Here is a 24,682-nt window from a genome sequence, read left to right as displayed (position 1 = left end):
GCCCGGGACGGATCCTTGCCTATCGAATACGGCAAATTTCAGGAGGTGATAACCGTAAATACTGCGCGATCACGTCTCGTCGTTATGGGCAACCGAGTGCGAGGCGACTTCCTCGATCACATCCCAGTGCTCGACGATGCGCCCGTCTTCGAGCCTCAGCAGGTCGCAGGCGCGATAGGTGGCGCCGTCCATGTCGAAACAGGAGAAGACCGCAACATAGGGGCCCTCGCCGACCATTTCATCGACACCATGATAGGTCAGGCCGGGGCGCGGGCGGCGGCGGTCCACCAGCGCGTCATAGCCTTCCGGCCGGCAGCAGGCGCCCGGTGAGTGGCTGACGAAACGTCCGCGATCAATGAAGGCGTCACGGTGCTCGACACCGCCATCACGCACCACCATCCGTATGAAAGCGCTGACCTGAGCCTTGTTCAGGGCGCCCTCGTTTTCAAGATTGGGGTCCGGATCCGCCGCCGACGACACGGCACAATACCCGTCGCTCGCAGTGAAACGTGCCGACACCTGACGCTTCACGGTCATCGGTCCTGTCCGGTCACGCCGGACCATGCTCATCGTCACCCAGACGTCGCCGTCGGCTTCGACTTCATGCACCGAGTGGATGAACATGTCCGCCCCGTCCTGCAACACACGGGCAACATTGAGCGCGAAATTGGGAGGTGGTGTCGACGGGCGCGTCGCGTCAGGCTTCGAGCGGCCGGGCGTTTTCAGATAGTCAGCCAACTATATTCCCCTATTACCTACAGGGGTAGCGACTGCCACGGTGCCAGGCAAGTCATCTCCATGAGCTTTTGCATGCTATTATTGCAACTGCGACTTATTCCTGCAAACCTTCCGAAACATAGTGGACCCACTTCTGTCGCATCCATTGCGGCGGCCGCTTGGCCCGCCCGGCGCCGTCAATACAGACGGCCTGAACCGTGGCAATCGCCACGACCTCGCCTTCCCTGGTCAGGCGCTGCTCCATCATCAGGCGCGCGCCCTGTTGCGGTCGGAATGCTGTTTCAACAATCAACACATCGTCGACGCGGGCCGCGCGCACGAATTCGATTCCCATCCGACGCACGGCAAAGGCGAGCGATGGCTCCATCGCAGCGAGTTCCGAATGATGGATGCCACAAGCGCGCAAGCTCTCGGTCCGCCCACGCTCGAAGAAATGGAGATAGCACGCATGATAGACCACGCCGGAAAAGTCGGTGTCCTCATAATAGACCCGCACGGGCAGGCGATGGACATGATCATCGCCGAACGCCCCGGCGGCCGGCATCAACGGCGCATTGGTCATTTTCCGAACAAGCCTCCCGGCGCGGCTGCCGGTTGTGGCGGCGCCAGCCCCAAATGCTCCCAGGCCCGCCCGGTCGCGGTCCGGCCACGCGGGGTGCGCTGGATGAAGCCCTGCTGGATCAGGAAGGGCTCGACCACATCTTCCAGCGCGTCTCGGGCCTCGGCCAGGGCTGCCGCCAGCGTCTCGACACCCACCGGACCGCCGCCAAAACTCTCGGTCAGGGCCTTCAGATAACGGCGATCCAGGCTGTCGAGCCCGATCGCGTCGACTTCCAGGCGTTTCAAGGCACGATCAGCAACAAGATCGGTAATCGCCGTCGCGTCTTCGGCCTCGGCAAAATCACGCACCCGACGCAACAGGCGGCCGGCAACCCGCGGCGTGCCACGGGCACGGCGCGCAATTTCACGCGCGCCATCCGGCGTCGCCCCGATCCCCAGCTTTGACGCCGCCCGGGTGACAATGAAGCCAAGCTCCGCCTCGTCATAGAATTCCAGCCGCACCGGCACACCAAAGCGGTCGCGCAGCGGCGTTGCCAACAGACCGGCGCGCGTTGTCGCTCCGACCAGCGTGAAAGGCGGAAGCTCGATCCGCACGGTCCGGGCCGACGGCCCCTCGCCGATCACCAGGTCGAGGCAGAAATCCTCCATCGCCGGGTACAGGATTTCCTCAACCGCCGGCGCCAGACGGTGAATTTCATCGATGAACAAGACGTCGCGCGGTTCGAGATTGGTCAGGATCGCTGCCAGATCGCCGGCCTTGGCGATCACCGGACCGGACGTCGCCCGGAAACCGACGCCCATTTCCCGCGCCACGATCTGGGCCAGCGTCGTTTTGCCCAGCCCGGGAGGGCCCGACAGGAGCACATGATCCAGTGCCTCCTCGCGCCGGCGCGCTGCCTCTACGAAGACTTTCAGGTTCGCGATCGCCGCCTTCTGGCCGACGAAATCGGAGAAAGACAAGGGTCGCAGCGCACGGTCCCGCCCGTCGCCAGGCTGCATGTCTTGGTCAACAAGGCGGTCATCGCCGGATGGGTCAGGAGTGTCAGTCATGATCGCCGGGATGTATCGTGATCCGGGTTCCCGCGTCCATGAACACGTGTTCGTCGGCCCGGCGCGCAACCACGATCCAAGCAAGACCTCATTGCGCCAACTCCTTCAGCGACAGGCGGATAACGTCGCCAAGTGGTGCGTCATTGCCGCGCTCCCGCAGGATTTTCGCCACGGCCTGCCGCGCCGCGCCATCATTGTAGCCGAGATTGACGAGGGCCGAGACGGCGTCCTCGCGCGCCGCGCTGTCGGCATTATCCGACCGCGGCGCCGCCGCCGGTGCGGTATCGCCGGAATGAACCGGCAAGCCGATAGAGAAGCTGCGCCCGACCGGCGGCGCCTTGTCTTTCAGCTCCGTGGCGATCCGCGTCGCCAGCTTGGGTCCGACACCCTTGGCGCGGGCAAAGGTTGATTTGTCCCCCAGCGCGGCGGCATTGGCGATCTCGCTGACCGGCACAGTGTCGAGAATGGCAAAGGCGGCCTTGGCGCCGACGCCCTGGATGTTCTGCAGATGCACGAACCAGGCCCGGTCGATGTCGTGGAGAAAGCCGTACAGTTTGAATGCGTCCTCGCGAACATGGGTCTCAATGTGCAGGACAATGTCCTCGCCGGGTTCAAGGCGTGACAGGGTCCGCGCTCCGGCGCCGACCAGATAGCCCACCCCGTTCACGTCGAGAACGAGCTCGTCAGCGCCAAGCGCTTCAACCCGCCCCCTGAGCATTCCGATCATGCCGCACTCCCGACTTGTGATGCCCGCCGATGATGAGCGTGGCAGATCGCAATGGCGAGCGCATCAGCCGCATCCGCCGTCGCCCGTGTTCCCGGCAGCAGGACACCGACCATGGCCGCAATCTGGGCCTTGTCGGCGGCGCCGGTTCCGACCACCGATTTCTTCACCAGCCGCGCGGCATACTCGGCGACGGGCAATCCGGCCTGGGCCGGCGCGAGCAAGGCCGCAGCGCGCGCGTGTCCCAGTTTGAGCGCCGAAGACGCATTCGCCGCCATGAAGGCCTCTTCAATGGCCGCTTCGTCGGGCCTGTATTGCCTCACAAGATCGCCGACGGCATCGAACAAATGGATGAGACGTTCCGACAATGGCGCATTGGTCGGTGGCGTGACAACGCCATGGGCGATCGCGCTCAGCCGACTCCCCTCGACACTGATCATGCCCCAGCCCATGCGTCGCAGGCCGGGGTCAATCCCAAGAATTCGCACGGATAACGCCATTCGCCCCTCCCGGTTGCCCCTAGCTAACACCAGCGAGAGCCCCGGAACAAGACGTGAACGACATATCTCCGCTCGCGGCCGGCACCGCGCGGATTTTCTTGCGATTAACTCGCATTGTTAGCGCGCACTTGGTGAGAACCAGTCGCATACTCAAAATTAGTGAGATGCATTCTCATGAATACTTACATACATATGAAATCGTTGATTATTTTATATTACACTTTCGTTTGCGCCGTTGTGGTTGCGTGCTTAGACTCTCAGTGAATTTGATCGTGCGCGCTATGGATTGCGCAACGAAGCTACAGGGGGAATTCAACATGGCCAAAAAAGGCAAACTGAGCCGTCGCTCTTTCCTGACCCGCGTCGCGGGCGGAACGATCGCAACCGGTGCAATTGCCACGGTTGCGGGCGCAGCTGTGGTGCAACGCTATTCGGATGCCGACCCGGTTGATGGTGTGGCACGTACCGGCATCACCGATTCCGACCCGAATGATTACGCCAACCACGGCACAAGCCGTACCGGTCGCACCGACAGTGACAGCGGCGCCTGCGCCGACCAGGCCGGGTTCGGCCGTGGCAATACAGGCTATACCGACAGCGACAGCTCGGGCTGCACCGACCCGGGTGGTCGTGGCCGCGGCTCCAGCCTGTAGTCAAGACTTCGCGGCGGCGCCATCCCTGGTGCCGCCGCCATATCTCTATCGTGAGGGACACCAGGCAGTTCGTGGGGGATTGCCGGACACGAGAGTGAGGTAGTTTCATGGCCAAGAAGGGCAAGCTCAGCCGCCGCTCGTTTCTGACGCGCGTCGCTGGAACTGCGATTGCAACCGGCGCCGCCGGAGCCGTGACAGGCGCTGCTGCGGCGCAAAACCGCACCGGCCGCACGGACAGTGACACTGGCAGCTATGCGGATCGCGCGGGCTATGGGCGCACCGGCGCAACCGACAGCGATAGCGGTCGCAATGCTGACCGCGCCGGATATGGCCGCGGCAGCTCGGGCGTTACCGACAATGACACCGGCGCCTATGCCGACCCGGTCGGCAATGGCCGCGGACGGTCGGGCATCACGGACAGTGACAGCGGCTCATATGCGGATCCGGCCGGCAATGGCCGCGGGCGTCGCAATTCGGGCATTACCGACAGCGATACCGGTGCCTATGCGGATCCGGCCGGCAATGGCCGCGGACGCCGCAATTCGGGCATCACCGACAGCGACACCGGTGCCTATGCTGATCCGGTCGGCAATGGCCGCGGGCGCTCCGGCGTCACCGACAGCGATAGCGGTGCCTATGCAGACCCCGCCGGCAATGGCCGCGGGCGCCGCTCATGTACCGACAGTGACACCGGCAGCTATGCCGACCCCGTTGGTCGCGGCGATCGCTGCCGCTGATTCCCGCAGGGCCGCTCGACCAGATCGATGCCGGCCTCACCCATGGAGGCTTGAATGGCCAAACGAGGCAAACTTTCCCGGCGATCATTCCTGACGCGGGTCGCTGGCGCTGCGGTTGTGACCGGCGCCGCCGGCACCGTCGCCGGTTGCGCAACGACCGGCTACACTGACACCGACACGGGCCGCTATGCCGATCCGGCTGGCGGTGGCCGCGGCGGCTACGGCAATACCGGCGTGACGGACAGCGATACCGGGCGTTATGCCGACCCGGTCGGCAATGGTCGCGGCGGTGGTGTCACCGATGCAGATAGCGGTCGCTATGCCGACCCGGTGGGCGGCGGGCGTGGCGGCGGCGTCACGGATGCCGACAGCGGTTCCTATGCCGATCCCGCCGGTCGCGGCCGTGGCAGTTCCGGCGTGACTGACAGTGATACCGGAAGCTATGCGGACCCGGTGGGACGCGGACGCGGCAGCGGGTATCGCGGCACGACCGACAGCGACACCGGACGCTATGCCGACCCGGTCGGCGGCGGGCGCGGCGGACGATCGTGCACCGATAATGACAGCGGCAATTATGCCGACCCGGTCGGCGGGGGCCGACGCTGCTGAAGCATCCGGACTGATCAGAAAACCCCCGCGCCAACGCGCGGGGGTTTTTCGTATGCCACTGACATCCAAGGCAGCACAGTGGCGACAATCCCTGACGACACCGCTAACCTTCTCATTCATTCCCGGGGGAGAGAGACCACATGACCGCACCGCTCTGGCTGACGGATCCGTTCCGCGCGATGATTGACCCGATCGATCGCGACACCTTTTTCCGCGACTATCACGAGGCCAAGCCACTCATCGTTCACCGCGACGACCCGGGGCGCTATGCTGGCCTGCTCTCGATGGCCCGGATCGATGAGATCATTTCGAGCATCGATCTGCGCGAGGGATCGCTCGACATGGCTCGGTCGGAACCGCCGGTCAGCCGCGAGGACTACATGTTCGACACCGGTTATGTCGATCGCGGCGGTGTCGCCAACCAGTTCCGCCAGGGCGCCACAATCATCCTTCCGCAATTGCACATGTCAGACGCTGTGCTCGGGGAATTTTGCCGCGCGGTCGAGTCGATCCTGAGTTGCCACGTCCAGACCAATATCTATCTCACCCCGCCGGACAATCAGGGCTTCAACACCCATTATGACGACCATGACGTCTTTGTGTTGCAGATTGAGGGCGAGAAACTCTGGCGCTTTTATGAAACGCCTGTCGAGAACCCCTATCGGGGCGAAGGTTTCCGCCCCGACGCCCACAAGGCCGGCGAACCGGTCGCCGAATTTGTGCTCAAGGCGGGCGAATGCATCTATGTGCCGCGCGGCCTGATGCATGACGCCCAGACCCATGGCGACACCGCATCGCTGCACGTGACGCTGGGTCTGATCGTCAAGACCTGGGCCGACCTGATGCTGGAAGCGGTCTCCGAGGTGGCACTGCGCACGCCGGCCATGCGCCGTTCGCTGCCGCCGGGTTTCGCCGATCCCAATTTTGACCGCAGCGAAGCTGCATCATATTTCAAGGCCATGACCGAGACCCTGGCCAGCGAGATGAGCGTCGACGGGGCGATGGACTTCTTCGTCGACAGCTTCATCCGCTCACGCGTGCCCAACACAAGGGGTACGATCAACGGATATCTTGCACCCGGCAAACCTGGCCAGGCTTTCCGCTTGCGCCCCTTCGTGCCGTGGCGGTTTGCCGGTGATGGCGAGGAGAACGTCATCATCACGGCGGGCGGCGAAGTGCGCTTTGCCGCAGAGGCCGAGGCCGGCCTGCACATCCTGCTTGATGGCGGCACGGTCACCGCGGCCAGCTTTGCCGGTCAGGATGAGGCCGGCGCGATCGAAACACTCGCCAAATTGCACGCTTTCGGCCTCATCGTGCCGACGTGATCGGCAGTCCGCGAAACCGCAGGTTATAATTCAAAACCTGCCAATCACTTGCGGACGGTATGGTTAAAACTCTACATGCGGCTCCCTGAAGCGGCCCGGCACCTCCGGGCCGCTCACTTGTTTGCAGGCAGGTAGGCCATTGCGTTTCGGTGTCACAATTCTGGGTCTGGCGGCGGTTTTCGCAGTGCTGTGGCTGATGTGGCCTTCGTCGATCAACCCGGTTTACTGGGATGAGCCGGAGCCGCCGGCGATGGCCGGACCGCTGGCTCCGAACGCGGCACTGGACACCGCCCGCTTCGTAAATGTTGGTGTTTCAGGCGCTGCCCGCAGCATCGCACTCGGACCGGACGGCGCCCTCTACTACGGAAATCTTACCGGCGAGGTCGTCCGCATCGACCCCGCACAAGCAAGCACGCCCGGAACCGTGATCGCAGACTTCGACACCGCTCCCGTGCTCGGCCTAAGCTGGATCAATGCGGGCACGCTCGGAGCCACCACCGCGAACGGTTTGTTCGCAGTCAATACCATCACCGGCAGTTCCACCCAGGTCAGCGCCGGCGTCCCCGGCTACCCCTTCGGATATGCCAACGACCTCGCCGTCACGCCGAATGGCGAGATATATTTCACCGACTCCTCGGTCATGCTTGGCAATGACCCCGACCGGAACAGCCATCGCGACGACATGCTGGAAAACCGGCCGCACGGCGCGCTTTATGTTTGGGATCCGCGAACGCATCAAACCCGTCTGGCGGCGGACCGGCTCTACTTTCCCAACGGCCTGGCTGTCGCGTCAGACCGGCAATCCATCTATATCGCTGAAACCTTCCGCTACCGGATACTCCGCTATTGGGTGGACGGACCGAGACGCGGCGAGTCGGAAGTTTTCGTCGAAAATCTGCCCGGACTACCAGACGGGTTGGCGACCGACGGTTCAGGCCACTTGTTCATCGCCTTCCCCGCCCAGCGCGACCCGACCCTGCGAACAATCCGCCGCAACCCGTGGCTTGCGCGGATCGTTTCGCGGCTGCCCCGCTGGGTGCAACCGACCGGTGGGCGGCCGAACGCCTTCATTGCGGTGATCAACGAACAGGACGGCACGATCATCTCGTCGCTGCACGGCACACACAGCCAATTGTGCCATATCTCGAACATGACACTGTCGGTGGACCAGGAATTATGGTTCGGCTCAGCCGATTGTGGCTATATCGCGCAGCTGCCACAGGCCGCCGTCCAAGCCGGATTGCGCGCCACCGCGCCCCCGCGCACTGGCGGCACTGACTAGTCTGTTCCCAGACGGTCCGGATGTCGCGACCGCCTATGCGAGCAAACTTTCGGCGGCGTTGACGATGCCCTCCGCTGTGATGCCGAAATGCTCGTACAAGGTCTCCGCGGGCGCGCTCGCACCAAAGCCGGTCATGCCGACAAACGCGCCTTTGCGCCCGATGATCTGGTCCCAACCGAAACGCAGTGCCGCCTCGCAGGCGACCACCGGGATACCGGCGGGGAAGAGATCATCAATATGGTCATCGCCCTGCTCAAGCAGGAGATCGAGGCAAGGTGCCGAGATCACGCGAACACTGCGCCCTTTGCCGCGGAGCGCCGACGCGGCCTCGACGGCCAGCGAAACCTCCGAGCCGGTCGCGACCAGCACAACATCCGGCGCACCATTACTATCAGAGAGCACATAAGCGCCGCGCGCCGAACGGTTTTCGCTGCCGTCATCGTCGCGCAGGAAAGGCAGTTTCTGGCGCGATAGCGCCAGGACGGACGGGCCGTCGATCCGACGCAATGCGAGATCCCAGGCCTCTGCCGTTTCCAGCGCGTCGGCCGGCCGGAAGACATGCATGTTCGGAATGGCGCGTAGCGATGCCAGTGTCTCGACCGGCTGGTGCGTCGGACCGTCTTCTCCCAGGCCGATGGAATCGTGCGTCATCACATAGACCACGGGCTGGTGCATGAGCGAGGACAGGCGCATCGAGGGGCGACAGTAATCGGCAAAGACCAGGAAGGTCGCGACATGCGGCCGGAAACCGCCATGCAGGGACATGCCGTTGGCACAGGCCGCCATGCCATGCTCTCGCACGCCGAAATGAATGTACTGGCCGGCATAGTCGCCCGCTTTGACGATACCCACGCCTGGCGTCTTTGTCAGATTGGAGCCCGCCAGGTCGGCCGAGCCACCCGCCAGGCTCGGCCAGTCACCGATGATCGCCGCCAGCGTCTGCCCGGAAGCGGCCCGCGATGCGACGGCCGGCTTGTCTTCGGCAACCTTGCGACGCCAGGCATCAAGCGCAGCGAGTTCGGCCTCGCCGGGCTCACCGGATATCTGTGACACGAAGTCATCGGCCTTCTCCGAGCCGGCGAGACGGTCCTGCCAGGCCTGATGGGAATCCGCCGAACCCGTCGCGCGCCAGGCATCGAGGATGTCGGCGGGGATATCGAACGGCGCCGACGTCCAGCCCAGCGCCTTGCGCGTACCGGCGATCTCCTCGTCGCCGAGCGGCGCGCCATGGCTGCCCGCCGTACCGGCCTTGGTCGGCGCCCCGAAACCGATCGTCGTGCGGCACGCAATCAGGACCGGCTTGTCGGACGAACGCGCGGCCTGCAGGGCGGCGTCGATGGCCGCGTGATCATGGCCATCAATGCGCGAAACCGCCCAGCCGGCTGCCTCGAAACGTCTGAGCACATCAGTGCTCTCGGAAAGATCGGTCGGACCGTCGATGGAAATCTCGTTATCGTCCCAAAGGACACACAGGCGGTTGAGCCCGAGATGGCCGGCCAGCGAGATCGCCTCGTGGGAGATACCTTCCTGCAGGTCACCGTCGGACGCGATCACCCAGGTGCGGTGATCGACCAGCTCGTCGCCATAGCGGGCATTCATCATGCGCTCGGCGAGAGCCATGCCGACCGACATCGAGATACCCTGCCCCAGCGGTCCAGTGGTCGCTTCCACACCCGGTGTATGTCCATATTCCGGATGGCCGGCGGTGAGGCTGTCGATCTGGCGGAAATTCTTCAGCTCATCGAGGGTGATGTCTTCAAACCCGGTCAGGTGCAGCAAGGAATAAAGCAGCATCGAGCCATGGCCCGCTGACAGGACAAAGCGGTCGCGATCCGCCCAGCCCGGCGCGGTCGGATCAAACTTCATATGCTTGGCCCACAACACTGTTGCCACATCGGCCATGCCCATCGGCATGCCGGGGTGGCCGGAATTGGCCCGCTGGACGGCATCCATCGACAGCGCCCGGATGGCATTGGCCATATCGGACATCGAAACCGAGGTGGAAAGCGTGGTCATGCGAGCGTCTCCATGCGCCGGGCCGGCCGCTAGCCGGATATCAGGCCTGTCCTTGCGAGCAAGGCTTTTGTGGAGGCGTCATAGCTGGATATATCGCCGTCCAAAATCCCCTTGGTCAGCACTTTTCCCAGCTCGACACCCCATTGGTCGAACGGATTGATGTCATAGAGCACGCTTTCGACAAAAACCTTGTGTTCGTGCAAGGCGATAAGCGCCCCAAGCGTTGCCGGCGTCAGGTCATCGAGCAACAGGGTTGATGATGGTCGGCCGCCCGGCATGGACTTGTGACTGGCAAGCTCCGGTTCGATCGCCGGATCAATCTTGCGACCGTCGAGCAGGGCCGCACCTTGCGCTGCCATGTTCGCGGCAAGTGCCTGCTCACGCGCATCAGAGCTGGAAAAGTGCCGCGCGATGCCGATGAAATCGACCGGCACCACGTCACCGCCCTGATGCAGCCACTGGAAGAAGGAGTGCTGGATCTCAGTACCATTGCCGCCCCACACCAACGCTCCGCCCGGGGTTGAGCCGGGCTTGCCGTCGACCGTCACGGACTTGCCGAGCGATTCCATTTCCAGCTGCTGGAAATAGTCCGCCAACTTTCCCAGTCGGGCCGAATAAGCGGCGACACAGCGGGCCGGATAGTCCAGGCCGATCCGGTTCCAGACATCGATCAACCCTTTGAGAACCGGCATGTTGCGCTCAAGCGGCGCTGTCGCGAAGTGCGTGTCCATGGCTTTTGCGCCATCGCGGAAGGCCTGGAAGACATCCGGACCAAGGCCGATCTCGAGCGCCAATCCAACCGCACTCCAGACGGAATAACGCCCCCCGACCCAGTCCGGGAAATCAAACACCAGCGAGGGATCAATCCCGAAGGCCTTGGCCTTCTCGGGCGCAGCCGATGCGGCTGCGAAATGGGCCCCCGCCTTGTCGGCGCCGACATGCCCGGCCAGCCAATCCCGGGCGGCTTCGCCGGACATCAGGGTTTCCTGGGTCGAGAAGGATTTCGAGGCAACGATGAACAGGATCGCGGCCGGCTCTGCCCCGGCGACCGCATGTTTGAGGTCGCTGGGATCGAGGCTGGCGACGAATCGAAGCTCAGGGCCGCCATCGGCATGGTCAGCCAGCGCATCCGCAACCAAACGCGGCCCCAGATCCGACCCACCAATCCCGATATTGACAACACGGCTGATCCTGACCCCGGACGGCGCATAGGCACCGGAACGTACACGCTCGGCGAAATCACGCGTCTCGGCCTGTGTCCGCTTGACCAATGCTGCCGCATCACTGCCCGCGAGATTGCCGCCCTCACGATAGGCCATGTGCAAGGCCGGGCGGCCTTCGGTAGCGTTCACAATTGCGCCCGAAAGAAGCGCATCGCGTTTGCTTTCAAGTCCGCTCGCGCGGGCACGGGCAAACAGGGCCTGCAGGGCCGCCTCATCGAGACGCTGTTTGGTCGCGTCAAGTTCGAGGCCTGCCGCGCTCAGGATCAGGGCTTTGGAACGATCTTCGCCAGCCTCGGCCAGCGCACGGAGAGAAAGGCCGGACAGGCGTTCGGCATGGGCGTTCAAATCGGTATCGGACACGGGACTTCCTGCGCTCAGAGTGGAAATGACAACCTATTGGCAGGGCGGTCGCTTCACAAGGCGTCGGACGCGCTTTCATGGTCCTTGGAACCCGCGCGATCGGCCTCCACGACCGCACCGAGCAGGTGATAGAGCGTGCTGGCCGGCATGCGGTCAGCAACCCGCTGACCGGACCCATCGACCTGGTCGATCCAACCGCCCGGAAGGGCCGGGTCAATGTGATGCTGCAGCAGTTGCGCAGCAGCACGTTCGACCTCGCTCCCGCCATCGACATGGCTCAGACGCTGGCGAGCGAGCGCGGCGCGCAACCACTCCGTTTGTACCCAGGTCCGACTGCCCCCATCGATAATATCGCCGGCTCCGGAAATGGCACTCATCATGAAGCCGGTCTTGGCATTGCGCCCGAACCGACAGGCATGTGCGTACAACTCGTCGGGCAAATTTTCCCGAACCACCAGACCCGCCTCTCGACCCTCGTCGAGCAGCCACACCCATTCAAGTTCGTGGCCCGGTTCGACCAAAAGCCCCTCATCGGGACGAGGTGCCGGGCGCAGTTCATTGTCAAAATGCTCGGCGAGAAAGCCGCCCGGCGCGACCATGAAACGATCCTGCAAGAGCGTGAGGATATGACCGGCCCGGCGCAGGTATTCCGGGTCCGCTGTCGCTTCGTGCCAAGCGAGCAAACATTCAAAGAAGTGCATATGCGGGTTCTGGCGGCGCGGCAGCGCAGCACCACCGACATTCTCGCAATAGCCGCCTGCCGGATGGCCAAATGCGTCGTCGAGATATGCGATCAACGCGTCGGCACTGTTCCGGTAATAACTGTCCCGCGTCAATCGATGCAGCCACGCCAAGGCCAGCAACAGGAAGGCATGATCATAGAGATCCCGCATCGGATCCTCGACCTCGCCTGAATCGCTCAGACGATGGACCCAGCCCGGCTTGCCGTCCGGTGATTTCGCGCGGCGCTCGAGCAACTCGAAACCGTCAACGGCAAGGTCAAAACCATCACACCATCCGGCAAGATGCGCGCGCGCAAAGACATAGACCTGGCGTGCTTGGGTGCGGACCCGCCGTGTGTCGCCGGTGACCGGCCTGCCGTCGAGGCTGAGAGATTCGAGAAATCCGCCGCTTCGCCTGTCCCAGGCATGACCGGCCCAAAATGGCAGGGCGACATTGACCCCCCAGTCGGCGAACCGTTCCAACGAATTCAAAACACCCCCCAAGCCCCCACGGCGCTAGCCGTCGAGTTGCGCCATATCCTCATCGGAAATGTCAAAATTGGCATAAACGTTCTGTACGTCGTCACAATCTTCGAGCGTTTCCATCATCTTCATCAAGGAGCCGACCTTGTCGCCGGTGACTTCGATGAGGTTTTGCGGCCTCCAGATCAACTTGGCCGAGGACGGATCCTCAAAACGTTCGGAGAGATTTCCCACCACTTCCATGAGGTCTTCACGGGCGGTGTAAATCACATGCTCGCCTTCATTGTCCTCATCGCCTGGTTCGGACCCGACATCTTCGGCGCCCGCTTCGATGGCGGCCTCCATCATGTCATCTTCGTCAGCAGTCGACAGCGGATAGCGGATCTCGCCGACATTATCGAACATGAAAGCGACCGAGCCGGTCTCGCCAAGATTCCCGCCATTCTTGGCGAAAGCAGTGCGGACTTCAGCGGCCGCGCGATTGCGGTTGTCGGTCGAGACCTCAACGATCACGCCGATTCCGGCCGGACCAAAACCCTCATAGCGGATGTCTTCAAAATCATCGCCATCGCCGCCCGAGGCCTTGTCGACCGCGCGCTGGATATTGTCCTTGGGCATCGACTGCCCTTTGGCGTTGGCGATGGCGAGGCGAAGGCGCGGATTGGCATCCGGATCGGGGCCGCCCATCTTCGCGGCGATGGAAATTTCCTTGGACAGGCGCGAGAACAGCTTGGAACGCAGCTTGTCCTGGCGCCCCTTGCGGTGCTGGATATTGGCCCATTTGGAGTGTCCGGCCATGGTCGAGTTTCCTGTTCCTGCGGATTCGAGGCGTTTTCTCTACCGAGAATGTCAGCCAAACACCATACTTTGCGCCACATTGCCGCGTCATTCAGAGCAGGTCGCCGCGCCCCTCATCAACGAGAGCATTGACCAATACCTTGACATCCTGCGTCCGCGCCCCGTCGCTCACCAAAACCGCATCATCCGTGACCACGATAACGACATTGTCCAAACCCACGACCCCGACACGGCGCCCGGCGGCCATTACGTAGGAATTCTGTGTATCGACGAAATGAACGTCACCGCGGGAAACATTCCCTTCGGGCGTCTTGTCGTCAGCGATCTCCCACAACGCGTTCCAGGCACCGACATCGGACCATCCGATGTCGGCAGGAATGACGGCAGCCCGTTCCGTCTTTTCCATCACCGCATAGTCGAACGAATTGGCCGGGCATCGCGAAAAAGCGTCGGCGCACAGCGTGATGAGGTCGCCGTCAACCATTCCATTGGCCAAGGCTTCGCGACTGATCACGGAGATATCCGGACAAAGCGCATCCATCTCCGCCAGCACAGCGCCTGACCCGAACATAAATATGCCGGCATTCCAGTAAAAATCGCCGGCCGCGACGAAGCGTTCGGCAACCTCCCTGACAGGCTTTTCAGTAAACCGCTTGACCCGGTAGCCGGTCGCGACGGGTTCACCGCGTTCGATATAGCCATAGCCGGTTTCCGGCGTGGACGGCTCGATACCGAAGGTAATTATGTGGTCCGAATTTGCCAGTGACAAAGCGGCTTCGATCGCGTCGTGGAACGCGTCGGGCTTCCGAATATGGTGGTCGGCCGGCAACAGCAATACGATCGCATCATCACCATGTTCCCGAGCGACCAGCGTTGCAGCCACTGCAGCGACTGCAGCCGTGTTGCGGGCAACCGGCTCGACGACAAAATGGGATGGTCGAACGCCGAGCGCATCAAGCTGAAGGCGGGCGAGTGCGTGCTGACGTTCGTTGAGAATCACAATCGGCGGAGCAAAGCGGAAATCTTTCCGCGTTTCGGCGACCCGGGAGACGGTTTCCTGAATCATCGTCATGTCGGAAACCAGGGCATGGAGCTGTTTTGGATGCGCGGTCCTGGACAGCGGCCAGAGCCGTGTTCCTGACCCGCCGGACATGATAACCGGTACAACCAACGCCACAGCGTTTCCTCCCGCTAACAATCGAGGACATGAATGAAGCAGATCGACGCGACATTACAACCGCGCTGTGTCAGGAAGCGACGCTCTGGTCAACGACAACAGATGCCAAACTCAGTTGGCCAACTCCGCGTACTGCGCGCGAACTGACGTCGCGGGCGGAAAATCTCTGGCCGACAAATAATTCAACAATCGCCCCAGCACCAATGCGCTGTCTGTCTGAACAACACGGACATAGGCGTCTCCATCGACGCCACCCGTAGCAAAGACGCAGGCGTCGTCATGGCCCTCCTCGGCATCGAATGCGCGCAGAAAAGCGGCGAGATGCTGGTCGAACTCGTGTGCCGACCGCACGTCATCGAACCGGATCGTTTGTTTGAACACGCTCTCCCCCTGACACCTCGTGTCACTCGGTCGGGGCCCATTCCCGCCCCACCAAATGACATTCTGCGCCCTTCCCGCCTGACCGACCGTGATCGGGGTCACAGCGGCAGCGGCGCGACGTCAAGATACGGTATCGACGATTTTGCGCACATCAAGCAGTAGCAACGGCGAACCACAGGGAATCCGCTGCATCGCAGCAAAATTGTCACATCACGCGGGAAGCGCTTCGGCGAGTTGCCCGCCGAGCCGGATCGGCTCGCAGCGAAGGGCCAGGCCGGTGGCGTCATCGGTCTCGACGAAGACACCGCACATGGTCGCTTCGCCGGTCGCCGGCTCGAAGCGGCCGGACCGCATGCGTGTGGTGAAACGGCGCAGGGGCTCTTCCTTGTCCATGCCGATCACGCTGTCATAGTCACCGCACATGCCGGCATCGGTCTGATAGCCCGTGCCGCCCGGCAACACGCGCGCATCGGCTGTCGGGACGTGGGTGTGCGTGCCGACAACGAGGCTCGCCCGACCGTCGCAGAAGGCCCCCATCGCCATTTTCTCACTCGTCGCCTCCCCGTGGAAATCGACGATTACGGCGTCCGCAACCACCGCCAGCGGCGCCGCGGAAAGCTCTCGCTCGACCGCTGTGAAAGGGTCATCCAGCGACTCCATGAAGAGATTGCCCATCACATTCATGACAAAGACCCGGCGCCCATCCGGCAGATCATAGAGATTGGCGCCGGCGCCCGGGGTCGAGCCGACCGGATAATTGGCGGGACGCAGCAGACGCGGCTCGCGGTCAATGAAGCTCAACGTCTCGCGCTGATCCCACGCGTGATTGCCCAGCGTGAGCACATCGACGCCCAGATCAAACAACTGGTTGCAAATCTTTTCGGTAACACCAAACCCGGCCGCCGCATTCTCGGCGTTGACGACGATGAAGTCGGGTTTCAACACCTCGCGCACGCGTGGCAGATGATCCTCGATCGCGCGGCGGCCGGTCTTGCCGACAATGTCTCCAAAAAAGGCCAGGCGCATGAATAAGGGCTCCGTCTGCGATCAGGTCGACGGATATGGCGCATCAGGCACCGAATGTCCAAGTCATGACTGATACATCCGGATCAGGCGGCGTCCACGGCACCGGGGACATAGTCAAGGATCGGGGCCAGACACCGTTCGGCCTCTTCAAGCGTCCAGCCCTTGCGACGCGCATAATCCTCGACCTGATCGCGCAGGATCCGGCCAACGGCGAAGTAATGGCTGTCGGGATGTGACAGGTAGATGCCGGACACCGACGAGGCCGGCATCATGGCGAAGGAATTGGTCAGGCCGATGCCCGCCTTTTCCTGGGCATCGAGCAAGCCGAACAGGGTCCGCTTCTCGGAGTGATCCGGCTGGGACGGATAACCCGGCGCTGGCCGGATGCCGTCATAGGCCTCTGAAATCAGGTCGCGATTGGAAAATTCTTCGTCCGGCGCATAGCCCCAATGCTCACGACGCACCCGCTCATGCAGCCATTCGGCAGCCGCCTCAGCCAAACGGTCGGAGAGCGCCTTGAACAGGATGGAATTGTAATCGTCCTTATCGGCCTCAAAACGCGCCAAAAGCTCCGCATTGTCGCCAGCCGTGACGGCGAACCCCCCGATCCAGTCTGCGTGACCGGCGGGCGCCAGGAAATCATACTGGCTGAGATGCGGGCGATCATTGTCCTTGGCGGCTTGCTGGCGCAGCCCGTAAAACCGCACCAATTCGGTCTCACGCGTGTCATCGGTGAACAGGACTGCATCATCACCATCGCGATTGGCCGGCCAGAACCCGACCACGGCGCGTGGCTGCAGCAATTGCTCTTTGACGATCCGATCGAGCATCACCTGGGCATCGGCGAACAGGGATTTGGCCGCCTCACCGCGCTTGGGGTCCTCGAAAATGGCCGGATAACTGCCCTTGAGCTCCCAGGTAAAGAAGAAGGGCGTCCAGTCGATATAATCGACCAAGCTGGCGAGATCCGGCTGGAGCGTGGTGACACCGGGGCGGTTCGGCACCGGCGGTTCATAGGTGGACCAATCGCAATCCCAAGCGTTCTCCCGCGCCCGCGCGATCGGCAAACGGGCCTTCGCCGAGCGGGCGGCAAGACGGCGCTCGCGTATCTTGGCCAGTTCCGCCTTGACCTCGCCTGCATAGGCATCGCGCTGATCCGACAGGAGTTTCGAGACCACACCGACCGCCCGGCTGGCGTCATGCACATGGACGACGGGCGCCACATGGATCGACGGATCAATCTTGACCGCCGTGTGCGCGGGACTGGTCGTCGCGCCACCGATCAGCAACGGGATATCGACCTTCTGACGCTCCATCTCGGACGCCACAAACACCATCTCGTCGAGCGAGGGGGTGATCAGACCGGACAGGCCAATGATATCCGCGCCTTCCTTGCGTGCCGTCTCGAGGATTTTCTCACACGGAACCATCACGCCAAGATCGATCACGTCATAACCGTTACATTGCAGCACGACGCCGACGATGTTCTTGCCGATGTCATGCACATCGCCCTTGACGGTGGCCATGACAATCTTGCCGTTCGACTTGCCCTGATCGCCGGTCAGGGCCTTTTCCTCCTCCATGAACGGGATGAGGTGGGCAACGGCCTGCTTCATCACGCGAGCCGACTTGACCACTTGCGGCAGGAACATCTTACCATCGCCAAACAGGTCGCCGACGACATTCATGCCGTCCATCAGCGGCCCCTCGATCACGTGCAGCGGCCGGTCAAAAGACGTACGGGCCTCTTCGGTGTCGTCGACAATGAATTCATTGATGCCGTGGACGAGGGCATGACGGATGCGATCACCGACAGGGGCATCACGCCATTTCAGATCACGCACCTTGGCCGGTCCGGCGCCCTGACCGCGATAGCGTTCAGCCGCCTCGAGAAGGCGGTCAGTCCCGTCAGCGCGGCGATTGAGGATGACGTCCTCGACCAATTCCCGCAGCTCGGGTTCGATATCGTCATAAATGTCGAGCTGGCCGGCATTGACGATCCCCATATCCATGCCCGCCTTGATGGCGTGGTAGAGGAAGACCGAATGCATGGCGCGGCGCACGGTTTCATTGCCGCGGAAGGAAAAGGAGATGTTCGACAGGCCGCCCGAGACGTGACAGCCCGGCAGATTGTCACGAATACGGCGGGTCGCCTCGATGAAATCGACGGCATAGTTGTTATGCTCCTCGATCCCGGTCGCCACGGCAAAGATATTCGGGTCGAAGATGATATCTTCCGGCGGGAAACCGATCTCGTCGACCAGGATTTTATAGGCCCGCTCACAAATCTCGTACTTGCGGGCTGCGGTGTCCGCCTGGCCGGTCTCGTCAAAGGCCATCACCACGACCGCTGCGCCATAGGCCAGGCATTTGCCGGCATGCTCGCGAAACTGAGCCTCGCCTTCCTTGAGGCTGATCGAATTGACGATGGCCTTGCCTTGCGTGTTCTGCAACCCGGCCTCGATCACCTCCCATTTGGAGCTGTCGACCATGACCGGGACACGCGCCACGTCGGGCTCGCCGGCGATCAGACGCATGAAACGGGTCATCGCTTCCACGCTGTCGAGCAAGCCCTCATCCATGTTCACATCGATGATCTGGGCGCCGTTCTCGACCTGCTGACGGGCAACGGACACGGCCTCGGCGTAATCACCCTCGGTGATCAGCTTACGAAAGCGGGCTGAGCCGGTAATATTGGTTCGCTCGCCGATATTGACGAAACTGGGTACAGATTTGGACATGAAACAGGGCCTCAGGACGCCAGTTCGAAAGGTTCCAGCCCCGACAGGCGCGTGGCGCGCTTGCGTCGGGCGGGACGGCGTGGATCCGCGGATTTCGCCGCCGCTGCGATGGCGCGGATATGATCCGGCGTTGTGCCGCAGCACCCGCCGAGAATATTGACCAAGCCGGAGTTCGCCCATTCACCAAGATGCGCGGCTGTCTGGTCGGGAGTCTCGTCATACTCGCCCATATCATTGGGCAGGCCGGCGTTCGGATAGGCCAGGATCAAGGTGTCGGCGACGCGCGAAATTTCACTGATATAGGGCCGCATCTCATCGGCCCCCAAGGCACAATTAAGTCCAACAGCCCACGGCCGGGCATGCCGGACCGAATACCAGAACGCCTCTGCCGTCTGACCGGACAGCGTCCGTCCCGACCGGTCCGTGATTGTTCCGGAAATCATGATCGGGACGTGCTCACCCGAGCTGGCGCGCAAATCGAGCAATGCCTTGATCGCCGCCTTGGCATTGAGCGTGTCGAAAACGGTTTCGATGAGAAAAAAGTCAACATGAGGCGCCATCGCCTCGACCTGCTCAAAATAGGTTGCCCGCACGGTCTCGAAATCAACATCACGATGCCCGGGATCATTCACATCCGGTGAGATCGACAACGTCTTGTTGGTCGGCCCGATCGCACCGGCAACACCGCACACGCGCCCGGTATCTCCAGCGAAGCAGTCAGCTGCCTCGCGCGCCAGACGTGCGCCCTCGCGGGCAATTTCCGGCGCCAGCGCCTGCATTTCGTAGTCCGCTTGCGCGATCGCGGTCGCCGAGAACGTGTTTGTTTCGACAATATCGGCGCCAGCCTCGAAATAAGCGTGATGGATTGCCCTGACCGCGTCGGGAGCCGACAGGTTGAGAATGTCGTTATTGCCCTTGATCGAGACACCCCAGTCGACAAAGCGCTCACCGCGATAGCCGGCTTCGTCCAACTTCAAGTCCTGGATCTGCGTGCCCATGGCACCATCGAGAATGAGAATGCGCTCGCTCGCGACCTGCTCGAGCGCGCTGACACGATCAATCCGGGTCATGACGCCACCGCCTCGCTTTCGCGTTCGCAGGCCTTCACGCCCAACAACTGACAGGTCGACAAAGCCAGCTCGGCGCGGTTGAGCGTGTAGAAGTGGAACCCGTCGACGCCGCCGGTCCGCAGCTTGCCGCACAATTTTGCCGCCACATGCGCCGTCACGAGCTGACGCGTGCCGGCATCGTCATCAAGGCCCTCATAGGCCTCATGCAGCCAACTCGGCAGGCTGGCGCCACACAGGCCGGCGATGCGTTTGAGGCCTTTAAAGTTCGGCTGCAGCATCACGCCGGGAATGATCGGGATCGTGATGCCTGCCCGCGCTGCCCGGTCCCGGAAACGGAAATAGATATCCGGGTCGAAGAAAAATTGCGTGATTGCACGGGTCGCCCCGCCATCGATCTTTGCCTTGAGCAAATCAATGTCGAAATCGGCATTCGGACTCTCCGGATGCGTCTCCGGATAACAACCGACGGAAATTTCGAAATCACCGACATCACGGATGCCGCGCGACAGTTCGGCGGCGTTGGCATAGCCGCCTGCCGGCGGAACATAGGCGCCGCCGATCGCATCCGGCGGATCACCGCGCAGCGCCACGATATGCCGAACACCGGACCGCCAGTAGTCGCGGATAACCGTGTCGACCTCCTCGCGCGTTGCGCTGACACAAGTGAGGTGGGCGGCCGGCCGGATCGAGGTTTCCTCGACAATGCGGTGCACGGTGCGGTGTGTCCGGTCGCGGGTTGACCCGCCAGCACCGTAAGTCACCGACACAAAGTCAGGCTGGAGCGGTTCGAGGCGCGAAATCGACTCCCAAAGCGTCGCCTCCATCGCGTCGGTCTTCGGCGGGAAGAATTCGAACGAAACGGCCAGGCCATTCGTGTTCCGCGCTGTCTGTCCATCCGCACTCATGGGGCACCTTTCACCGATAAAATGTCCACCGACAGATCGCGTTCGCCAGCGACCATCGACCCAAACAATATCAACATCACGACATAAAGATATCTTTATATGATGTGATTGGCTAGGGGTGAATTGGCGTATTGGACAGCGGCGCCTATATGGGCTGGTGAAATCTTCTGCGAAGCGCACAAGGCTTGCATCCGCTCGCCACATCTGGTCTACCCGACGATATAAAGCTTTCCTTATATGAGGATTCCACAGTGAGCCGTTCTTCCTACATCTTCACGTCCGAAAGTGTTTCCGAAGGCCATCCGGACAAGGTGTGCGACCGCATTTCCGACACCATTGTCGACCTTTTCCTGGGCAAGGACCCGGAAGCGCGTGTCGCCTGCGAGACCCTGACCACCACGAACCAGATCGTGCTGGCCGGCGAAGTCCGTTGCGCCGCAGAGATCGACGATGGCGAGATCGAGGCGGCCGCCCGCGAAGCCGTACGTGATATCGGTTATGAGCAGGATGGCTTCCACTGGCAGACCGCCAATCTGCAGAACTTCCTGCACGAGCAATCAGTGCATATCGCCCAGGGCGTTGATGCCAGCGGCGACAAGGATGAGGGGGCAGGCGATCAGGGCATCATGTTCGGCTACGCCTCGGACGAAACGCCGCAGCTCATGCCGGCGCCGATCACCTATTCGCACCAGATTCTCAAGCGCATGGCCGAACTTCGAAAATCCGGCGCGCGACCGGAATTCGAACCCGACGCCAAATCGCAGGTGACCATGCGCTACGAGAACGGCGTCCCTGCCGGCGTCACCTCTGTCGTCGTTTCGACCCAGCACAAAGACGGGCTGACCCAAGCGGATATCCGCGAACTGGTTCGCCCGGTCGTCGCCGAGGTTCTGCCCGAGGGCTGGTTCCCGCCGGAAGACGAGTTTTACGTCAACCCGACCGGCACCTTCGTGATCGGCGGACCGGACGGGGATGCCGGCCTGACCGGCCGCAAGATCATTGTCGACACCTATGGCGGTGCCGCACCGCATGGTGGCGGCGCCTTCTCCGGCAAGGACCCGACCAAGGTCGACCGCTCGGCCGCCTATGCCTGCCGCTGGCTGGCCAAGAATGTGGTCGCTGCCGAACTGGCCAAGCGCTGCACAATCCAGGTTTCCTACGCGATCGGCGTTTCCAAGCCGCTCTCGCTTTATGTCGACCTGCACGGCACCGGCCGCGTTGACGAAGCCAAGCTGGAAAACGCCTTGCGTCAACTGGCCAATCTGTCACCGCGTGGCATCCGTGAGCGCCTGCAATTGAACAAGCCGATTTACGCCCGAACGGCCGCCTATGGCCATTTCGGCCGGACGCCGACCGATGACGGTGCCTTTTCCTGGGAGCGCACCGATCTCGCCGACGAGCTTCGCTCTCTCCTTTGATCCTGATATGAGCTGGGCCAAGTCACCGGCCCTATCGCCCTGAGAACACCGATACAGAAGGACCTGATGGTCATGACGCAATTTGCTGCGGACAAACCCTATGTCGTCAAGGACATGTCGCTGGCCAAATGGGGCCGGATCGAATTCGACATGGCCGAGATCGAAATGCCGGGCCTGATGGCCCTGCGCGAAGAGTACAAGGACAGCCAGCCGCTGAAAGGCGCCCGCATCGCCGGCTCGCTGCACATGACCGTGCAGACCGCGATCCTGATCGAGACGCTGACCGCGCTCGGCGCCGAAGTCCGCTGGGCCTCCTGCAACATCTTCTCGACCCAGGACCACGCCGCCGCCGCGATCGCGGAAACCGGCGTGCCGGTCTTCGCCACCAAGGGCGAGACGCTGGAAGAATACTGGGATTATGCCGACGCCATCTTCCATTGGCCGAACGGCGAAACCGCCAACATGATCTTGGATGATGGTGGCGACGCCACAATGTACCTGATCCTTGGCGAGAAGGCCGAGAACGACCCGTCCGTTCTTGACCATCCGAAGTCCGAGGAAGAGACCTTCCTGTTCGCGCAGATCAAGAAGCGTATCGCCGCGACCCCGGGCTGGTTCGCCAAAGCCAAGGCCGCCGTCCAGGGCGTGTCCGAAGAGACCACGACCGGCGTCATGCGCCTGTACCAGATGCAGAAGCGCGGCGAGCTGCCCTTCCCGGCCATCAACGTCAATGACAGCGTCACCAAGTCGAAATTCGACAATCGCTATGGCTGCCGCGAAAGCCTGGTCGATGCCATCCGTCGCGGCACCGACGTGATGATGGCCGGCAAGAAGGCGCTGGTCTTCGGTTATGGCGATGTCGGCAAGGGCTCGGCGGAATCGCTGGCCGGTGCCGGCGCCCGCGTCTACGTCACCGAGATCGACCCGATCTGCGCCCTGCAGGCCTGCATGGACGGTTTCGAAGTCGTTCTGGCCGAAGACGTGATCGGCGAGATGGATATCTTCGTCACCGCGACCGGCAATAAGGACATCCTCACCGTCGATCACATGCGCGCCATGAAAGACATGGCCATCGTCTGCAATATCGGCCATTTCGATAATGAAATTCAGGTCGAGAGCCTGAAAAATTATCAGTGGACCAATGTGAAGCCGCAGGTCGACCTGGTGAACTTCCCGGAAGGCCACCGCATCATCCTGCTGTCGGAAGGCCGCCTGGTGAACTTGGGTAATGCGACCGGTCACCCGAGCTTCGTGATGTCGTCCAGCTTCACCAATCAGACGCTGGCCCAGATCGAGCTGTGGACCAAAGGCGATCAATACGGCAACGAAGTCTACATCCTGCCCAAGCATCTCGATGAGAAGGTCGCGGCCCTGCACCTCGACAAGCTCGGCGCCAAGCTGACCGTGCTGTCCGAAGAGCAGGCCGACTATATCGGCGTGCCGCAACACGGCCCGTTCAAGGCCGAGCACTACCGCTACTAGGACGACGCACCCGAACAAGGAAGGGGCGCCTTGCCAGCCGGCGAGGCGCCCTTTTTATCACTCGTGACGCAGAGCGGGGAATCGTCCAGTCTCGCGGTGGGGGAACCGTCATGACATTGAACGATGCCTATCTGATTTCGCAGATCGTCGCGGTCCTCTTGGTCGGGCCGACACTGCTGTACTTGGCCCTGCAAGTCCGCCAGAACACCAAGCAATTGCAGGCCGCCGCGCGCTACCAGTTTGTCGAAGCGACAGGGCAGATGCATTCGCTGACAGTGGGCAGCAAGCCGACCGCTTCAATGTTCAGACGCGGCATCGAGTCCTACGCCCAGCTCGACCCGGACGAGCGGCTGCAGTTTGGTATCCTCATCGGGCATTTTCTACAGATCTACAGCGTCATGTTCGAGCTGCACGCCGACGCCCTGTTGCCAAAGAGCCAATGGCATGCCGTCCTCAAGGACCTCGAATTCATCCTCGACTGCGATGGCGGCAGAGAGATCTGGGAATCATTCGGCAGGGTTGGCTTGTCACCGGACTTCGTCGCCTACGCGGACGCCATTTTTCACGAAACACCCGGCTCCTACAAACTCTAGCAACAACAGCGCCAGGCCACCCGTGCCGCCATCGGCGTTGGCAGGTCGGCGAGCTCTGAGCGCCATTGCGGCAGGCTGTGGCAGACGGAGGCAACCCGATTCATAGCC

General features: G+C 62.2%; 23 protein-coding genes. 8 read left to right on the top strand and 15 right to left on the bottom strand.

Features of this window, described 5'->3' with window-relative positions:
• Positions 1–69: 69 nt before the first annotated feature.
• The 5 genes from C7435_RS15635 to ruvC form a co-directional block, all read right to left on the bottom strand.
• Positions 70–738, bottom strand: coding sequence for a nuclear transport factor 2 family protein (locus C7435_RS15635; protein WP_143743085.1), 669 nt, complete (start codon positions 736–738; stop codon positions 70–72).
• Between the two features lie 94 nt (positions 739–832).
• Positions 833–1,300 (bottom strand): tol-pal system-associated acyl-CoA thioesterase, encoded by a 468-nt coding sequence (gene ybgC / locus C7435_RS15630; protein ID WP_121212408.1) that lies wholly within the window; start codon positions 1,298–1,300, stop codon positions 833–835.
• Positions 1,297–2,298: a Holliday junction branch migration DNA helicase RuvB gene (ruvB, locus tag C7435_RS15625; protein ID WP_170150522.1), complete on the bottom strand. Its 1,002-nt coding sequence runs from the start codon at positions 2,296–2,298 to the stop codon at positions 1,297–1,299. The genes ybgC and ruvB overlap by 4 nt, the downstream gene beginning before the upstream one ends.
• 139 nt (positions 2,299–2,437) lie before the next feature.
• The gene (ruvA, locus tag C7435_RS15620; RefSeq protein ID WP_121212406.1) at positions 2,438–3,076 is read right to left on the bottom strand and encodes a Holliday junction branch migration protein RuvA; all 639 of its coding nucleotides are present in this window, start codon (positions 3,074–3,076) and stop codon (positions 2,438–2,440) included.
• Positions 3,073–3,573, bottom strand: a complete 501-nt coding sequence (ruvC, locus tag C7435_RS15615; RefSeq protein WP_075191213.1) for a crossover junction endodeoxyribonuclease RuvC — start codon at positions 3,571–3,573, stop codon at positions 3,073–3,075. The genes ruvA and ruvC overlap by 4 nt, the downstream gene beginning before the upstream one ends.
• Positions 3,574–3,890: 317 nt before the next feature.
• Here ruvC and C7435_RS15610 point away from each other — a divergent pair, with 317 nt between their 5' ends.
• The 5 genes from C7435_RS15610 to C7435_RS15590 all read left to right on the top strand — a co-directional run bounded on the left by C7435_RS15610 (position 3,891) and on the right by C7435_RS15590 (position 8,179).
• Positions 3,891–4,226: a hypothetical protein gene (locus C7435_RS15610; RefSeq protein WP_075191212.1), complete on the top strand. Its 336-nt coding sequence runs from the start codon at positions 3,891–3,893 to the stop codon at positions 4,224–4,226.
• 107 nt (positions 4,227–4,333) lie between these two features.
• A complete protein-coding gene (locus C7435_RS15605) occupies positions 4,334–4,963 on the top strand; it encodes a hypothetical protein (protein WP_075191211.1) in 630 nt (209 codons plus the stop codon).
• A gap of 54 nt (positions 4,964–5,017) precedes the next feature.
• Positions 5,018–5,572 (top strand): hypothetical protein, encoded by a 555-nt coding sequence (locus C7435_RS15600; RefSeq protein ID WP_075191210.1) that lies wholly within the window; start codon positions 5,018–5,020, stop codon positions 5,570–5,572.
• Between the two features lie 140 nt (positions 5,573–5,712).
• A complete protein-coding gene (locus tag C7435_RS15595) occupies positions 5,713–6,897 on the top strand; it encodes a cupin domain-containing protein (RefSeq protein ID WP_075191209.1) in 1,185 nt (394 codons plus the stop codon).
• A gap of 139 nt (positions 6,898–7,036) precedes the next feature.
• Positions 7,037–8,179 carry an SMP-30/gluconolactonase/LRE family protein gene (locus tag C7435_RS15590; protein WP_121212405.1) on the top strand — a complete coding sequence of 381 codons (1,143 nt, stop codon included), beginning with the start codon at positions 7,037–7,039 and terminating at the stop codon, positions 8,177–8,179.
• Positions 8,180–8,212: 33 nt separating this feature from the next.
• Here the strand turns inward: C7435_RS15590 and tkt are convergent, their stop codons facing one another.
• From tkt to metF, 10 genes are all read right to left on the bottom strand, one after another.
• Complete coding sequence (gene tkt / locus C7435_RS15585; RefSeq protein WP_121212404.1) at positions 8,213–10,195, bottom strand: transketolase; 1,983 nt, start codon at positions 10,193–10,195, stop codon at positions 8,213–8,215.
• Positions 10,196–10,224: 29 nt separating this feature from the next.
• Positions 10,225–11,778 carry a glucose-6-phosphate isomerase gene (pgi, locus tag C7435_RS15580; protein WP_075191206.1) on the bottom strand — a complete coding sequence of 518 codons (1,554 nt, stop codon included), beginning with the start codon at positions 11,776–11,778 and terminating at the stop codon, positions 10,225–10,227.
• Between the two features lie 53 nt (positions 11,779–11,831).
• On the bottom strand, positions 11,832–12,992 hold the full coding sequence (locus C7435_RS15575; protein WP_170150511.1) for an AGE family epimerase/isomerase: 1,161 nt from the start codon (positions 12,990–12,992) through the stop codon (positions 11,832–11,834).
• Between the two features lie 24 nt (positions 12,993–13,016).
• The gene (locus C7435_RS15570; RefSeq protein WP_121212402.1) at positions 13,017–13,781 is read right to left on the bottom strand and encodes a YebC/PmpR family DNA-binding transcriptional regulator; all 765 of its coding nucleotides are present in this window, start codon (positions 13,779–13,781) and stop codon (positions 13,017–13,019) included.
• Positions 13,782–13,872: 91 nt separating this feature from the next.
• Positions 13,873–14,934, bottom strand: a complete 1,062-nt coding sequence (locus C7435_RS15565; RefSeq protein ID WP_075191203.1) for a mannose-1-phosphate guanylyltransferase/mannose-6-phosphate isomerase — start codon at positions 14,932–14,934, stop codon at positions 13,873–13,875.
• Between the two features lie 135 nt (positions 14,935–15,069).
• Positions 15,070–15,339: a hypothetical protein gene (locus C7435_RS15560; protein ID WP_147422732.1), complete on the bottom strand. Its 270-nt coding sequence runs from the start codon at positions 15,337–15,339 to the stop codon at positions 15,070–15,072.
• A 210-nt stretch (positions 15,340–15,549) separates the two neighbouring features.
• Complete coding sequence (locus tag C7435_RS15555; RefSeq protein ID WP_121212400.1) at positions 15,550–16,365, bottom strand: TIGR00282 family metallophosphoesterase; 816 nt, start codon at positions 16,363–16,365, stop codon at positions 15,550–15,552.
• A gap of 83 nt (positions 16,366–16,448) precedes the next feature.
• Positions 16,449–19,106, bottom strand: a complete 2,658-nt coding sequence (gene metH, locus C7435_RS15550) for a methionine synthase (RefSeq protein WP_233350810.1) — start codon at positions 19,104–19,106, stop codon at positions 16,449–16,451.
• Positions 19,107–19,117: 11 nt separating this feature from the next.
• Positions 19,118–20,176: a homocysteine S-methyltransferase family protein gene (locus C7435_RS17290; RefSeq protein ID WP_233350809.1), complete on the bottom strand. Its 1,059-nt coding sequence runs from the start codon at positions 20,174–20,176 to the stop codon at positions 19,118–19,120.
• Entirely contained in the window at positions 20,173–21,081 is a 909-nt protein-coding gene (gene metF, locus C7435_RS15545; protein WP_121212399.1) for a methylenetetrahydrofolate reductase [NAD(P)H], read from the bottom strand. Before metF ends, C7435_RS17290 begins: the two co-directional genes overlap by 4 nt.
• Positions 21,082–21,332: 251 nt before the next feature.
• On the opposite strand from metF, the gene metK reads away from it, so the two are divergent.
• The 3 genes from metK to C7435_RS15530 all read left to right on the top strand — a co-directional run bounded on the left by metK (position 21,333) and on the right by C7435_RS15530 (position 24,574).
• A complete protein-coding gene (gene metK, locus C7435_RS15540; RefSeq protein ID WP_121212398.1) occupies positions 21,333–22,499 on the top strand; it encodes a methionine adenosyltransferase in 1,167 nt (388 codons plus the stop codon).
• Positions 22,500–22,571: 72 nt separating this feature from the next.
• Entirely contained in the window at positions 22,572–23,981 is a 1,410-nt protein-coding gene (ahcY, locus tag C7435_RS15535) for an adenosylhomocysteinase (protein ID WP_199288368.1), read from the top strand.
• Positions 23,982–24,091: 110 nt separating this feature from the next.
• A complete protein-coding gene (locus tag C7435_RS15530; RefSeq protein WP_121212396.1) occupies positions 24,092–24,574 on the top strand; it encodes a hypothetical protein in 483 nt (160 codons plus the stop codon).
• Positions 24,575–24,682: the final 108 nt, after the last annotated feature.

Source organism: Maricaulis maris (assembly GCF_003634045.1).
Lineage (GTDB): Bacteria > Pseudomonadota > Alphaproteobacteria > Caulobacterales > Maricaulaceae > Maricaulis > Maricaulis maris.
Note: the sequence above shows the minus strand (reverse complement) of the source record. Positions and strands in the feature narration are given on the sequence as shown.